Genomic DNA, 15,078 nt, shown 5'->3' with positions numbered 1-15,078 from the left:
TCTGTTTCTAGCTCTTTGAGTTACGCGCTCCCGGACGGAAAACCGCTACGCACTTTCCTGGAAGTGCTCCAGCGATCGGCAGACCGTGAGGGGCTTCGTCAGCCCCCCAGCGCATCCTCGAGGAAGGCGGCAAGCTGTGCCAGATGCTTGGACATCAGGCCCGTCGCCGGGGAAGCGGCGGCCGGACGGCCGGTATAGCGCACCCGCTGGTACTTGGCATCGATATGGGCAAGGACCCACTCCAGATAGGGATCGATGAACGACCAGGCGCCCATGTTCTTCGGCTCTTCCTGGCACCAGACCATCTCCGCGTTGCGGAAACGGCTGAGCTCGTTGATGAGCGCCTTGGCCGGGAACGGATAGAGCTGTTCGACGCGCAGCAGGTAGATGTCGTCGATGCCGCGCTTCTCGCGCTCCTCCAGAAGGTCGTAATAGACCTTGCCCGAGCACATGACGACGCGACGGATCTTCGAATCCTTCTGCAGCTTGATCGGACCGTCCTTGATAACCTCGGCATCGTCCCAGAGGAGACGATGGAAGGAGCTCTCGCCGGCCATTTCCGACAGGCTGGAGACCGCCCGCTTGTGACGCAGCAGCGACTTCGGCGTCATCAGGATCAGCGGCTTGCGGAAATCGCGCTTCACCTGACGGCGCAGGATGTGGAAATAGTTCGCCGGGGTCGTGACGTTGGCGACCTGCATGTTGTCTTCCGCGCAAAGCTGCAGGAAGCGTTCCAGCCGGGCGGAGGAATGCTCCGGCCCCTGGCCCTCGTAGCCGTGCGGCAGCAGGCAGACGAGGCCCGACATGCGCAGCCACTTGCGCTCGCCCGACGAGATGAACTGGTCGAACACTACCTGCGCGCCGTTGGCGAAGTCGCCGAACTGGGCTTCCCAGAGCGTCAGGGCGTTCGGGCGGGCGAGCGAATAGCCGTATTCGAAGCCGAGCACCGCCTCTTCCGAGAGCATCGAATTGATGACCTCGTAGCGTGCCTGCGTCGGCGACAGGTTGGCGAGCGGGATATAGCGCTCTTCGGTCTCCTGATCGTAGAGGACCGAATGGCGCTGCGAGAAGGTGCCGCGTTCGCAATCCTGACCGGACAGGCGGATCTTGGTGCCCTCGGTAACGAGCGTGCCGAAGGCGAGCGCTTCCGCCATCGCCCAGTCGATGCCCTCGCCGGTCTGGATCATATTGGCGCGGTTTTCCATGAAGCGCTGGATGGTGCGGTGCGCGCTGAAGCCGGCCGGAATTTCGGACAGCTTGCGGCCGACCTCCTTCAACTGCTTCATCGGCACCGAGGTCCGTCCGCGGCGCTGCTCATCCTGGTTGTCGGCCGTGCGCAGGCCCGACCAGGCGCCGTCGAGCCAGTCGGCCTTGTTCGGCTTGTAGGACTGGCCCGCCTCGAATTCCTGTTCGAGATGGGCGCGCCAATCGGCCTTCATCTTCTCGACTTCGCCTTCGCTGATCAGGCCCTCGGCGATCAGCCGGTCCGAATAGAGCTGGACGACGGTCCTGTGCGCACGGATCGCCTTGTACATCTTCGGCTGCGTGAACGCCGGCTCGTCGCCCTCGTTGTGACCGAAGCGGCGGTAGCAGAACATGTCGATGACCACCGGCTTGTGGAACTTCATCCGGAATTCGGTCGCGACCTTGGCCGCATAGACGACCGCTTCCGGATCGTCACCGTTCACGTGGAAGATCGGCGCCTCGATCATCTTCGCCACGTCCGACGGATAGGGCGAGGAACGCGAGAAGGCCGGGTTCGTGGTGAAGCCGATCTGGTTGTTGATGATGAAGTGCACCGTGCCGCCGACACGATGCCCGCGCAGGCCGGAGAGGCCGAGAATTTCGGCGACCACGCCCTGGCCGGCAAATGCCGCGTCGCCGTGCAGGATCAACGGCATGACCTTGACGCGTTCGCGCAGCGGAATGATGTCGCCTTCGAATACGGTCGCCATCTGGTCCTGCTTGGCGCGCGCCTTGCCCATGACGACCGGATTGACGATCTCGAGATGCGACGGGTTCGCCGTCAGCGACAGGTGGACCTTGTTGCCGTCGAACTCGCGGTCCGAGGAAGCGCCCAGGTGATACTTGACGTCGCCGGAGCCTTCCACGTCATCGGGCGTGTAGGAGCCGCCCTTGAACTCGTGGAAGATGGCGCGGTGCGGCTTGGCCATCACCTGCGAGAGAACGTTGAGGCGGCCGCGATGCGCCATGCCCAGCACGATCTCCTTGAGGCCGAGCTGGCCGCCGCGCTTGATGATCTGCTCGAGCGCCGGGATCAGCGATTCGCCGCCGTCGACGCCGAAGCGCTTGGTGCCCTTGTACTTGACGTCGATGAACTGCTCGAAGCCTTCCGCCTCGATGAGCTTCTGCAGGATCGCCTTCTTGCCCTCGGGGGTGAATTCGACGCCCTTGTCCGGACCTTCGATGCGTTCCTGTATCCAGCCCTTCTCTTCCGGGTTGGACATATGCATGAATTCGACGCCGATCGTCGAACAATAGGTCCGCTCGAGGATCTCGACCATCTCGCGCACGGTCGCATATTCGAGGCCGAGCACGTTGTCGATGAAGATCTTGCGGTCGTAGTCCTTCTCTTCGAAGCCGTAGGTCTTCGGGGAGAGTTCGTCGTAATCCTCGACCGGATCGGCAAGGCCGAGCGGGTCGAGCTTGGCGTGCAGGTGGCCGCGCATACGATAGGCGCGGATCATCATGATGGCGCGGACGGAATCGCGCGTCGACTGATGCACCTCGGCCTCGCTGAGCGCCACGCCGGCAACGGCTGCGGCTTCCTCGGCCTTCGCTTTCACCTTCTTTTCGATGACCTTTTCGACCGTGCCCCAGTCGCCGTCGAGGGCCGAGACGAGCTCGCCATTGGCGGGAATCGGCCAGTTCTGCTTCTTCCAGGAGGCGCCCTTGGCCGCCCTCACCACATCTTCGGGCCGGTCGGCAAGCGCCTTGAAGAAGGACTGCCACTCGGCCGAAACGGATGAGGGGTCCGCTTCGTAGCGCGCATGGAGCTGCTCGATATAGGCGGCATTGGCGCCGTCCAGAAAGGATGTGAGCTGGAATTGCTCGTTGGCCTCTTGCCTTGTCATGGTCTATCGCGGACTTCGGCCCGCCTCCTGACTTAAGTTGGTGTGCCGGGTTTTCCCGGTCATGTTTGCCTTCTGCCGGATCGGCGCCTTTCAACGGTCAGGCGCGTCGCTCCGGCTGCGTCGGCCCGGTTCCGGCAATTCGCCATCTGCACCGGACTTGACGCTCATCATCGTATCTTTCGTGGCTCCAATGGGGCGGCATGGCCTGCCGCCCCGCTGCAAAGTGCCACGGCGACCTTTATGCGTCCGACAGGACGCGCGGGCGCCGTAGGATCGTTCGTCAGCCCTTCAGGACTTCGACCAGCGTCTTGCCGAGGCGTGCGGGCGAAGGCGAGACGCGGATCCCGGCCGATTCCATAGCCGCGATCTTGTCTTCCGCACCGCCCTTGCCGCCGGAGATGACGGCGCCGGCATGGCCCATGGTGCGGCCGGGAGGCGCGGTACGGCCCGCGATGAAGCCGACCATCGGCTTCTTGCGGCCGCGCTTTGCCTCGTCTTTCAGGAACTGCGCCGCTTCCTCTTCGGCCGAGCCGCCGATCTCGCCGATCATGATGATCGACTTGGTCTCGTCGTCTGCGAGGAACATTTCCAGCACGTCGATGAACTCGGTGCCCTTGACCGGGTCGCCGCCGATGCCGACTGCCGTCGTCTGGCCGAGGCCTTCATTGGTCGTCTGGAACACCGCCTCGTAGGTCAGCGTGCCGGAGCGCGAAAGCACGCCGACCGAGCCCTTGCGGAAGATGTTGCCCGGCATGATGCCGATCTTGCATTCGTCGGGCGTCAGCACGCCCGGGCAGTTCGGGCCGATGAGGCGCGAAGAGGACTTTTCGAGCCGGGCCTTGACCTTCACCATGTCGGCGACGGGAATGCCCTCGGTGATGCAGACGATGAGCGGGATTTCGGCGTCGATCGCCTCGATGATCGCCGCGGCGGCACCGGCCGGCGGGACATAGATCACGGAAGCGTTGGCGCCGGTTGCGTCGCGCCCTTCGGCAACGGTAGCGAAGATCGGCAGCTGCTCGCCCTTGGCGCCGGTCCAGGTCTCGCCGCCCTTCTTCGGGTGGATGCCGCCGACCATCTTGGTGCCGTTATAGGCGAGTGCCTGCTCGGTGTGGAAGGTACCGGTCTTGCCGGTCAGGCCCTGAACGAGAACCTTGGTGTCTTTGTTGATCAGGATGGACATGAAACCTCAGGCTCCCTTCACGGCTGCAACGATCTTCTGGGCGGCGTCGTCCAGATCATCGGCGGAAATCACGTTGAGGCCCGATTCATTGATGATCTTCTTGCCGAGCTCGACATTGGTGCCTTCCAGGCGCACGACGAGCGGCACCTTGAGGCCGACTTCCTTGACCGCTGCAAGCACGCCCTCGGCGATGACATCGCATTTCATGATGCCGCCGAAGATGTTTACGAGGATGCCCTTCACCGCCGGATCGGCCGTGATGATCTTGAAGGCCTGGGTGACCTTTTCCTTCGAGGCGCCGCCGCCGACATCGAGGAAGTTCGCAGGCTCGGCGCCGTAGAGCTTGATGATGTCCATCGTCGCCATGGCCAGACCGGCGCCGTTGACCATACAGCCGATATTGCCGTCCAGGGCGACATAGGCGAGGTCGTATTTCGACGCCTCGATTTCCTTGTCGTCCTCTTCCGTCGTGTCGCGCAGCGCGACCACGTCCTCATGGCGGAAGAGCGCATTGCCGTCGAAGGAGACCTTGGCGTCGAGGACGCGCATCCGGCCGTTCGTCATGACGATCAGCGGATTGACCTCGAGCAGGCTCATGTCCTTTTCGACGAATGCCTTGTAGAGGATCGGGAAGAGCTTCTCGGCATCTGCGCGCGCTTCGCCTTCGAGCTTCAGCGCGTCGGCCAGCGTCTTCAGATTTTCTGCGGTCACGCCCTTTTCCGGATCGATCGCGACGGTGACGATCTTCTCCGGCGTATGTTCGGCGACCGCTTCGATATCCATGCCGCCCTCGGTCGAAACGACGAAGGCCACCTGGCCGACGGAGCGATCGACGAGGATCGAGAGATAGAGCTCGCGGTCGATATCGGCGCCGTCCTCGATATAGAGGCGGTTGACCTGCTTGCCGGCCGGACCGGTCTGCTTGGTCACCAGCGTGTTGCCGAGCATGTCCTTGGCATTGGCGACGACCTCGTCCACCGACTTGGCCAGGCGCACGCCGCCCTTCGCATCGGGGCCGAGTTCCTTGAACTTGCCCTTGCCGCGGCCGCCGGCGTGGATCTGGCTCTTCACCACGTAAAGCGGCCCCGGCAGCTTCTTCGCGGCCGCCTCGGCCTCGTCGGCGGAGAAGATCGCGACGCCTTCCGCGACCGGCGCGCCATAGCTCTTCAACAGAGCCTTGGCCTGGTATTCATGGATGTTCATGGGTTCTTTCCTGTCTGATAGGCCGGATGGCGGTTACTTCAGGCTGGGTGCGATGTTGATGCAGGCTTCGCAAAGGCCGGCGACGGCCGCAACCGACTTGTCGAAGGCTTCCTTCTCGCCCTTGTTGAGGTCGATCTCGATGATGCGCTCGATGCCGCCGGCACCGATCACGGTGGGCACGCCGACATACATGTCCTTGACGCCATACTGGCCGGAGAGATGAGCGGCGCAGGGCAGCACGCGCTTCTTGTCCTTGAGATAGGCTTCGGCCATTTCGATCGCCGAGGCGGCCGGCGCATAATAGGCCGAGCCGGTCTTGAGCAAGCCGACGATCTCGGCGCCGCCGTCACGGGTGCGCTGAATGATCTGGTCGAGCTTTTCCTTGGTGGTCCAACCCATCTGGATCAGGTCGGGCAGCGGGATGCCGGCAACCGTCGAATAACGCGCGAGCGGCACCATGGTGTCGCCATGGCCGCCGAGCACGAAAGCGGTGATGTCCTTGACAGAGACGTTGAACTCCTCGGCGAGGAAGAGCCGGAAGCGCGAAGAGTCGAGCACGCCGGCCATGCCGACGACCTTGTTCTTCGGCAGGCCGGAGAACTTCTGCAGCGCCCAGACCATGGCGTCGAGCGGGTTGGTGATGCAGATGACGAAGGCGTTTGGAGCGTATTTCTTGATGCCGGCGCCGACCTGTTCCATGACCTTGAGGTTGATGCCGAGCAGATCGTCGCGGCTCATGCCGGGCTTGCGCGGCACGCCGGCGGTGACGATGCAGACGTCGGCGCCCTCGATCGCGGAATAGTCGCTCGCACCGGTCAGCGATGCATCGAAGCCCTCGACCGGGGAGGACTGCGCGATGTCGAGACCCTTGCCCTGGGGAATGCCGTCGGCAATGTCGAAGAGGACGATGTCGCCCAGTTCCTTCAGGCCGGCGAGATGCGCCAGCGTGCCACCAATCATCCCCGAACCGATAAGTGCGATCTTGTTGCGCGCCATGAAAGTGCTTCCTTTGTGATCCCAAAATGATCAAGGCCTGAAACGCGGCAAACGCCAAACCTTCGCGAAAGCCCTTAAACGGCAAAGGGAAAAATATCAATCGATACTTTTTGGCAGAGCAATTTCAATCGGTTAGATCGTAAAATTCTTACGTAAACGTAAGAACTGATGTCGCCGGACCGTCATTCCGCCGCTGAATTTTGCGGGTGAGCCGCGGCATATTCCTGGCTTTGCATCTCGATCAGACGCGAAACCGTACGGTCGAATTCGAAGCCTTCGGTGCCCTTCCTGGCGGTCAGCAGATGCTGCGGTTCCGCGGCAGCCGAGGCGAACAGGCGGGCGCCCTGGTCGTAGAGGGCATCGACAAGAATGATGAAGCGCTTCGTCTCGTTGCGCAGGTGCGGCCCGAGATGCGGAACATGGTCGAGGAAGATGGTGCTGTACTGCGCGACGATCGCAAGATAGTCGGCGGCACCGAGCGGCTGCGCGCACAGGTCGGCAAAGGTGAACCGCGCGGCCCGGCCGGCCGCCGCCGGCACGCGGATCGTCCGCCCCTTGCGGCCGATCTCGGCCGAGGCGGCCGGCGCTCCGCTCGTCTCCCGATACCAGGCACGATCCATGGCGGCTTCCGTTTCGGGCCCGAGCGGCGACAGCCACACGGGCGCGCCATCGGTCTTGCCCAGGCGATAATCCGTTTCCGTATCGAGCGAGATTATCTCGGCATTCGCCTTCAGGAGATCGATGAACGGCAGGAAGAGACCGCGATTGAGGCCGTCGCGATAGAGATTGTCCGGCTCGACGTTTGAGGTCGCGACAAGCACGCAGCCCTTGGCGAACAGTTCGCCGAAGAGCCGCGCCAGGATCATCGCATCGGCAATGTCGGTGACGGTGAACTCGTCGAAACACAGAAGCCGCGCTTCGCCGAAGAGATCGGAAGCGACGGGCGGGATCGGATCGGCCTGCTTCGTCTCGCCGTTCTTGAGCTTCTGCCGGTGCCTGTAGATGCGCTCATGCACATCGGCCATGAATTCGTGGAAATGGGCGCGGCGCTTGCGCTGGATCGGCACCGCATCGAAGAACATGTCCATCAGCATGGTCTTGCCGCGCCCGACGCCGCCGTGGATATAGAGGCCCTTGACCGGCGGCTGGTCCTTCTTGCGCGCCGCAAAGAGCCAGCCGAGCGCATTGGTCTTGCGCGAGGGGCGGCTTGCCAGGAGATTTGCCGTCAGGCTGTCGAGCCTTCTTGCGATTGCGAATTGAGCGGGGTCACGCTGCCGTTCGCCGGCGGCAACGAGCGCCTCGAGCTTGTGAAGAATGCTGTCGTCAGGATTGAGCACGATGCGCTTCTATCGTTTCGTGGTTTTGCGGCTCTGGTCCATCATGCGGCGTGAAGCGGAGAAATGCTCAGATCACCTGCGGCATCACGCGCGCGTTCCAGTTCATAATGGCTTTGGAGATTGATCCAGAATTCCGGCGTCGTACCAAAGGCCTTGGAAAGCCGCAGAGCCGTATCGCCGGTAATGCTCCGGCGTCCCTTGATGATCTCGGTGATCCGGTTCGCCGGAACGCCGATATGACCCGCCAGCTTGCGGGCGCTGATATTCATCGGCTCGAGAAACTCGCTGGCGAGGATTTCGCCGGGCATGATAGGATCAATGATAGTCGCTGATTTCGACATCGTAGGCGTCTCCGTTCTCGAAGCGGAAGCAAATCCGCCATTGCTGGTTAATGCGGATCGAATACTGCCCCGCCCGATCACCTTTCAGCGCTTCCAGCCGATTGCCGGGCGGAACACGCAAATCCTCGATGCGCGTAGCCGCGTGAAGCATGAGAAGCTTCACGAGAGCGGGTTTCTGAAACGCGCCAAAGCGGCGCGTTCGCTGCCGCTTGAACACTGCTTCAGTCTCCTTGTTCCCGAAGCTTTGAATCATACGCGATACGTAACACGCTGCACATGGAGAGCGCAACAGAGGGGTTCGAGAACGTTATCGGATGAGGCAACGCGGGCGGAAAGCCCACGCACAGCTAGCTCAAGCAGCGCTAATCACGATGATTTTAGGTCGGATCGACCTAAAATCATGAACGTGATCGATTCCTGCAAGTTGAGATGCGGGATGCGGGCGAAACCGCAAACACTTCTCCTCCGCCCTAGCGGCTGAGGCTGACCGGCTGCCCGCCATTGGTCGAGCCGTCGAAGCGCGCATCGGCCGTCTTGTAGAGCCGGGCGATCGGATTGCCGCTGCGATCCTTGAGCACGACCTGCTTGCCCGCCACCTCCCACGACCCCATGGCCGTCAGCTCGCCGGCGCAGCCGCGCGTGCCGCCGCGCGAACCGCTGCCGAGATTGGTGAGCGTCAGGAACATGTCGCATGAACTGCCGGCACTCGAAACGCGCCAGTTGCCGACCATCGATTCCTTCGTCACGTCGAGCGCATTGGTGGCTGCGGCCACTTCCGTGCCGGCAGCAGCGCCGGGCGCTGCGGTGCCTGTCGTCGGTGCGGCCGGGAACTGCGACGCCCCGGCCGGAGGCGGCAGCTGCCCCGCCGAGACGGAGGGTACGGGCTGCGCCTGCAGGGGAGCGGGAGCGCGAGAAACATCCTGAGATCCGAAACCACCGAAGGACGTCCGCTGGCATCCGGTTAGCGCAAGTACAACCGCCAACCCGGCCGCCGCATGTGAAACCCGCATATCTTTACCCCCGATATTGTCCGCGAACCATAACGCAACGCGATAATATAGGCCGAATTACAGCAAAACCACCTTTCAAATCAAGGCAAGCCATTTCGCGCCCGGCAGTTGCAGGATTGAGACGCCCGACGAATTCGCTCGCATGTGCCTTCACACGGACACGGGCCCGCCCCGGCGGGCGGCCGGGCGCGATGCTCAGAGTGCCGCGCCCGTCTGCCGGTCGAAGACATAGACCTGGCTGCGGTCCATCGCCGCCCTGAAGAGGGATCCGTGGCGGGCCGGGTGATCGCCGTCGACGACGGCGGTTATCTGTTCGCCGGCGAATTCGAAGAGCACATGCGTCTGGGCACCGGTCGGCTCGACCAGCAGCGTCTGGCCGGCAATGGCATTGCCCTCCCCGCCTGCGACGAAATGTTCCGGGCGCAGACCGATCCGGACCGCCTGCCCGGGCCGCACCTTGCGCTCGGGCGCGATGCGGATCGCCGACCCGTCGCCGAGGCGCACCGCCGGCTCCCCGTCATCGGCATCGACCGTTCCGTCGAGCACGTTCATGGCCGGCGAACCGATGAAACCCGCGACGAAGAGGTTGGCCGGGGTGCGGTAGAGCTCCAGCGGTGTGCCCACCTGCTCGATCCTGCCGCCGTTCAAGACGACGATGCGGTCGGCGAGCGTCATCGCCTCGATCTGGTCGTGAGTCACGTAGATCGAGGTGGTGGCGACCTTCTGGTGCAAGGCCTTGATCTCGGTGCGCATCTGTACCCGGAGCTTGGCATCCAGATTGGAGAGCGGTTCGTCGAACAGGAAGACGGCCGGATCGCGGACGATCGCCCGTCCCATGGCGACGCGCTGGCGCTGGCCGCCGGAAAGCTGACTCGGCTTGCGATCGAGAAGCTCCGTCAGCGCCAGCATGCGCGCCGCCTCGCCCACCTTTTTGTCGATCTCGGGACGGGAGAGACCGGAGAGCTTGAGGTTGAAGCCCATGTTCTCGGCGACCGACATGTGCGGGTAGAGCGCGTAGGACTGGAAGACCATGGCGATGTTGCGCTCGCGCGGCGTCAGCGGATTGACCACCTTGCCGCCGATCAGCACCTCGCCGTCGCTGATCTCTTCCAATCCGGCGATCATGCGCAGCAACGTGGATTTGCCGCAGCCGGAGGGACCGACGAGCGCGATGAATTCGCCCTCCGCGATCGAGAGAGACACGCCGTGGACCACTTCGAGCGCAGCGTAGCTCTTGCGGATGTCCCTGAGTTCGACCGATGCCATATGCTTTCTCCTTGGAACGATGCGTCAGGGAAGGGCTCAGGATTTCACCGCGCCGGCCGTGAGGCCTGCGATGATGTGCTTCTGGGCGAGAAAGAAGACGATCACCGTCGGCAGGATCGTCAGCGTGATGAAGGCGAGCACGAGCTGCCAATCGGTGCCGAACTCGCCGCGATAGACCATGATGCCGAGTGGCCAGGGATATTTCGCCTCCGTGTTCAGCATGATCAGCGGCAGGATGTAGCTGTTCCAGCTATGCACGAAGGTGATGATGCCGACCGTCGAGACGATGGGGCGCGAAAGCGGCAGGGAGATGTACCAGAAGAAGCGGATGTAGCCGCAGCCGTCGACGAAGGCGGCCTGGAAGAGTTCTTCCGGCAGGTTCCGGAAATAATTGCGGAAAAGCAGGATGCTCATGCCGAGGCCGAACGCCACCTGAGGCAGGATCACGCCCCAATAGGTATCGAGCAGACCGAGATCGCGGATGCGGATGAAGAGCGGCAGGATCGCGGTTGCCGCCGGGAACATGAGCCCGATCAGGAAGTAGTTCAGCAAATGGTTCGAGCCGAAGAACCTGACATGGGCGAAGGTGAAGGCGGCCATGGCCGAAACGATGACGGTCAGCACCACGGTTATGGCCGCGATGAACAGCGAGTTCAGCATCTGCCGCCAGTAGCGGTCGCCGAAAAGGATATCGAGATAGTTCGACCACAGCCATTCGGAAGGCAGGCCGAAAGGGTTGACGCGCAGGTCGCCGAGTGACTTGAAGCCGCCGAGCGCCGTGGTGACCAGGGGTAGCAAGACCAGCATCGCCACCAGCGACAGCGACACATAGAGATAGAGGCGGGTGGCTGCGGTCATGCGAACGGAAGAAGTCGTGTCAGTCATGGCGCATGAATATCCGTTTGTAGCCGAAGGCGAGGGTGACGCAGATGACGAAGAGGACCACGCCGACCGCGCTTCCGAGCCCCACCTGCATGCGGGTGACGCCGTAGGTGTAGAGGAAGGTCACCATGGTCTGCGTCGAGTTCGACGGCCCGCCGCCGGTGAGCGGCATGACGAGATCGAAGAGTTGCAGCGATCCGATGACGGCGAAGAAGATCGACAGCCTGACGGTCGAGCCGAGGAGCGGCAGGGTCACGTATCGGAATTTCTGCCAGCCGGTCGCCCCGTCGATCTCGGCAGCTTCGAGCACGCTCCTGTCGACCGCCTGCAGGCCGGCGATGAACAGCATCATGTGGAAGCCGAAATATTTCCAGATGATGACGGCAAGCACCGCATAGATGGCAAGGCTGCGGTCGGCCAGCACGTAAGGGGTGGCCACGCCGAAGAAGCCGGCGATCGCCGCCACAAGCCCGTAGTCGCCATCATAGACGAAGCGCCAGATGAGCCCGGCCGCGACATCCGCCAGCACGTAGGGCAGAAAGAAGATCAGCCGGAAGGCGACGACGCCGGCGATCCTGTGCGCGAGCATCATCGCAAGCCAGAGGGCGAGCGGAATCTGCAGGAGCACCGAAACGAGAATGATGATGCCGTTGTTGATCAGCGCCCGCGAGAAGGCCGCATTGTTGAACAGCACCTCGAAATTGCGCAAGCCCACGAACTGCGTCGGGGTTCCGTAGCCGTTCCAGCGGTAGAGGCTGTACCAGGCCGCCTCTCCCATCGGCAGGATGACGAAGACCGTGAACAGCAGCAGGGCCGGCGGCAGGAAGAGGATGAGCACCGGCAGGCGCCCGCGCACGGTCGGGCTCTTGTAGCGCACATTCTTGCGGCTTGCCGTGGCCGGCACCGCGGTCATCGTCGCAGTCGCGTCGGTCATCTGGTCCTCGCAAAGGTCGTTCCGAATGGTCGAAGGAAGGCCGGGCGGCGGGGTCCCCGCCGCCGCCGCTTACGCACTCATTCGAGTTCGCGGGCGTCCTGGATCATCCGGGCGCCCTCTTCCGAGGACATCTGTCCGGAGACGATCTCGACGGAAGCATCGTTCACGACGCGGCCGACGGAAGGGCCGAGATCCTGGTCGAAATAATTCTGGTGCCAGGTCGAGGCTGCGAGTTGGTCGGCCGAAGCCCGCACAAGCGGGTTGGTGACGCCATCCTCGGCACCTGCCGCCGCCGGGACGATCATGCCGACGCTCGCCATCAGCCGCTCGTTTTCCGCATTGGTCAGGTAGCGCAGGAAATCGAGCGCTTCGGGCGGAGCATTCTTGGTTACCGCCCACCCGTTGAGACCGCCCAGCGTGTCGGTGGCGGCACCCGCCCCGCCCTCGACGGCGGGGAAGGGAAAGCGGCCGATATTCTCGGCTGCGAGGCCCTTGCCGTCGCCGGAATTGGCGCGCTGGGTGGCTTCGGTATTCTCGAAGCTCAGGATCATCGCCGCCTTGCCGTCGCCGAAGAGGCCGAGCGTCTGCGGCCAGTTCGCTCCGAGATAGCCGCCCTGGAACGGCTCGAGCTTGCCGAGTTCGGCGAGCTGCTCGCCGGCCTTGATGATCGCTGGCTGCAGGAAGCCTTCGCCCTCGTTGTTCTTGGCATCCTCGAAGACCTGCTGGCCGCCGTTGCGCATGACCAGATAGCTCCAGTAGAAATGCAGCGGCCACTTGTCGCCGCCGCCGCCGGCGATCGGCGTGAAACCGGCCTCCTTCAGCGTCTTCACCGCCGTGAGGAAATCGTCCCAGGTCTTGATATCCTCGGCCTTGACGCCGCCCTTCTGAAAGAGCTCCTTGTTGTAGAAGAAGCTGATCGTTCCCATTTTGAAGGGAACCGCATAAATTCTGTCGTCAAAGGTGAAGCCCTTGAGCGCAGCCGGATTGTAGCTCTTCTCCCAGGCTCCGCCATCGGCGCGCATCGCCTCCGTCAGATCCATGAGCGCGCCGGTCTCGGATTGCTGTTTCAGCACGCCGCCGCCCCAGCTATAGAAGAAGTGAGGCGCGTCGTCCGACTGCAGGAGCGTCGGCAGCTTCGCCTTGAATGCCTCGTTTTCCAGGAACTGGAGCTGAATATCGACGCCCGCATGTTCCGATTCGTACTTTGCAGCGATGTCCTCCCACATCTTCACATAGGCCGGCACAGTCTCCAGATGAAGCCACTTGACCACCGTATCGGCGGATGCGTGGCTCGCATCGAAGAGAAGCGCCATGCCGGCTACTGCAGCAAGCGCAGAAAGTCTGGTTGCGCGCGGAGGCGCCGACCCACGTTCGAGCATCATATCTTTCTCCTCCCATATTTCCTTCAGAAGGGGGCAAAACGTCCTCTTCATTTTGTCCCCGATGCGGATTAATTCAGAGGAGATGCCGACAAATGTCAACAGCCGCCGCGAATATTTCGGGCGCTCCGCTTGACAGGGGACGCTAATTGCCAGTTATTTAATTCGTATTCCTGCTAAATGATTTGACCCCGCCCAGCCAGCCAATCGAGCACGCGAGCATCCTGCAGACCGATGAAGACCGCCGATCCCGAACTGATGCGCGCGATAAATCGCTTCAACGTGCTCGATACGATCCGCCGGCACGGCCCTATTTCCCGCGTCGAGATCAGCGAGCGCACCGAACTGTCCACGACCACCGTTTCCGCGATCACCGCGTCGCTGCTTGACGACGGCCTCATCCTGACCCGGCACGAGGGCGATATCCGCAATGCGGCCGCAAGGGGTCGGCCGCGCGTCATGCTGGAGCTCGACCCGGAGGCCGCTCGCGTCGTCGGCGCCAAGATCGCCGCCAACCGTATGGTTTTCGCCGTCACCAACTTCCGCGGCGAGGTGCTCTCCGACCTGACTTTGCCGATCCGGGTCGATCGCCAGCCGATCGCCGTCATCGCCGATCTGATCGAGGACGGCGTGCGCCGCTGCGTGGTCGACGCCGACCTTTCGCTCGACGACATCGATTCTATCTGCATCGGCCTGCCGGGCGTGGTCGAACACCGCACCGGTCATGTCCGCTCGAGCCCGATCTTCCGGGAAACGGACGTCGATTTCGCAAGCGAGATGACGAGCAGGCTCAACGTCGCGACGATCGTCGAGAGCGACGCACACGCCATCACGCTTGCGCACCACTGGTTCGGGCGCGCCCGCGACCTCGACGACATGGTGCTCGTCTCGCTGGAGCAGACCCTCGGGCTCGGCGTTCTGCATGGCGGCCAGCTTTTCCGAGGCGCCGGAGGCTTGAGCCACAATCTGGGCGATCTCGTGCTCGGGGTCGGCGAGAGCCGCACCGTCCGCCTTTCGACGCTCGCCGGGGAGAACGCGATTCTCGGCGAACACCCGATGGACGGGCGGTTCGCCGAGGCGGTACGCCTCGGGCGGGGCATGACGCATGCGCAGACGCTGATCGCAGCCGAGGACGACGCGCTGATCGCGACCGCCTCGCGGGCCGGAGAAGCGATCGGGCTCGCCGTCGCCAACATCGTCACGCTGTTCGGACCGCCGCGCGTCGTCATCGTCGGTTCGAGCCTGTCGCTCGGCACCGTCTTCGTGGAGAGCATCCGCCGATCCTTTCAGAACGCGATCCCGCCCTCGATCTCGACGGTCGCCGAACTCGTCTTCGACGAATCGGCCGACGAGACCTGGGCGCAGGGAGCGGCCGTCGTGGCGCTCTGCGAACTCTACGAGTCCCCCTGGGGGACGACCGGACCGGCGCCGGCGCTTTGATGCGCCGCGCCG

The 15,078-nt window shown here is 63.1% G+C and carries 13 protein-coding genes; 1 reads left to right on the top strand and 12 read right to left on the bottom strand.

The features are described from left to right. Window positions 1-98: 98 nt before the first annotated feature. The 12 genes from M1D34_RS16860 to M1D34_RS16805 all read right to left on the bottom strand — a co-directional run bounded on the left by M1D34_RS16860 (window position 99) and on the right by M1D34_RS16805 (window position 13,629). Entirely contained in the window at window positions 99-3,095 is a 2,997-nt protein-coding gene (locus tag M1D34_RS16860) for a 2-oxoglutarate dehydrogenase E1 component (protein WP_028011346.1), read from the bottom strand. A gap of 280 nt (window positions 3,096-3,375) precedes the next feature. Beyond that, a complete protein-coding gene (gene sucD, locus M1D34_RS16855; RefSeq protein ID WP_003530262.1) occupies window positions 3,376-4,278 on the bottom strand; it encodes a succinate--CoA ligase subunit alpha in 903 nt (300 codons plus the stop codon). 6 nt (window positions 4,279-4,284) lie between these two features. Continuing rightward, the gene (gene sucC / locus M1D34_RS16850) at window positions 4,285-5,481 is read right to left on the bottom strand and encodes an ADP-forming succinate--CoA ligase subunit beta (protein ID WP_003530260.1); all 1,197 of its coding nucleotides are present in this window, start codon (window positions 5,479-5,481) and stop codon (window positions 4,285-4,287) included. A gap of 33 nt (window positions 5,482-5,514) precedes the next feature. Further along, a complete protein-coding gene (mdh, locus tag M1D34_RS16845; RefSeq protein WP_003530257.1) occupies window positions 5,515-6,477 on the bottom strand; it encodes a malate dehydrogenase in 963 nt (320 codons plus the stop codon). 182 nt (window positions 6,478-6,659) lie between these two features. Further along, a complete protein-coding gene (gene zapE, locus M1D34_RS16840; protein WP_003530254.1) occupies window positions 6,660-7,814 on the bottom strand; it encodes a cell division protein ZapE in 1,155 nt (384 codons plus the stop codon). A 41-nt stretch (window positions 7,815-7,855) separates the two neighbouring features. Next, the gene (locus M1D34_RS16835) at window positions 7,856-8,155 is read right to left on the bottom strand and encodes a HigA family addiction module antitoxin (RefSeq protein WP_003530252.1); all 300 of its coding nucleotides are present in this window, start codon (window positions 8,153-8,155) and stop codon (window positions 7,856-7,858) included. Next, complete coding sequence (locus M1D34_RS16830) at window positions 8,130-8,408, bottom strand: type II toxin-antitoxin system RelE/ParE family toxin (protein ID WP_003530250.1); 279 nt, start codon at window positions 8,406-8,408, stop codon at window positions 8,130-8,132. Before M1D34_RS16830 ends, M1D34_RS16835 begins: the two co-directional genes overlap by 26 nt. A gap of 217 nt (window positions 8,409-8,625) precedes the next feature. Beyond that, window positions 8,626-9,165: a protease inhibitor Inh/omp19 family protein gene (locus tag M1D34_RS16825; RefSeq protein WP_003530248.1), complete on the bottom strand. Its 540-nt coding sequence runs from the start codon at window positions 9,163-9,165 to the stop codon at window positions 8,626-8,628. A 195-nt stretch (window positions 9,166-9,360) separates the two neighbouring features. After that, window positions 9,361-10,431 (bottom strand): ABC transporter ATP-binding protein, encoded by a 1,071-nt coding sequence (locus M1D34_RS16820; RefSeq protein ID WP_013844902.1) that lies wholly within the window; start codon window positions 10,429-10,431, stop codon window positions 9,361-9,363. A gap of 36 nt (window positions 10,432-10,467) precedes the next feature. Beyond that, on the bottom strand, window positions 10,468-11,316 hold the full coding sequence (locus M1D34_RS16815; protein ID WP_003530243.1) for a carbohydrate ABC transporter permease: 849 nt from the start codon (window positions 11,314-11,316) through the stop codon (window positions 10,468-10,470). After that, window positions 11,309-12,247 (bottom strand): carbohydrate ABC transporter permease, encoded by a 939-nt coding sequence (locus M1D34_RS16810; RefSeq protein ID WP_003530241.1) that lies wholly within the window; start codon window positions 12,245-12,247, stop codon window positions 11,309-11,311. Before M1D34_RS16810 ends, M1D34_RS16815 begins: the two co-directional genes overlap by 8 nt. A 77-nt stretch (window positions 12,248-12,324) precedes the next feature. Further along, entirely contained in the window at window positions 12,325-13,629 is a 1,305-nt protein-coding gene (locus tag M1D34_RS16805; RefSeq protein ID WP_498780006.1) for an ABC transporter substrate-binding protein, read from the bottom strand. Window positions 13,630-13,860: 231 nt separating this feature from the next. On the opposite strand from M1D34_RS16805, the gene M1D34_RS16800 reads away from it, so the two are divergent. Further along, window positions 13,861-15,066 (top strand): ROK family transcriptional regulator, encoded by a 1,206-nt coding sequence (locus tag M1D34_RS16800; protein WP_003530236.1) that lies wholly within the window; start codon window positions 13,861-13,863, stop codon window positions 15,064-15,066. Window positions 15,067-15,078: the final 12 nt, after the last annotated feature.

This window comes from Ensifer sp. D2-11 (assembly GCF_054161295.1).
The sequence above is the reverse complement of the archived record's forward strand: the minus strand, read 5'-3'. Positions and strand labels throughout refer to the sequence as shown.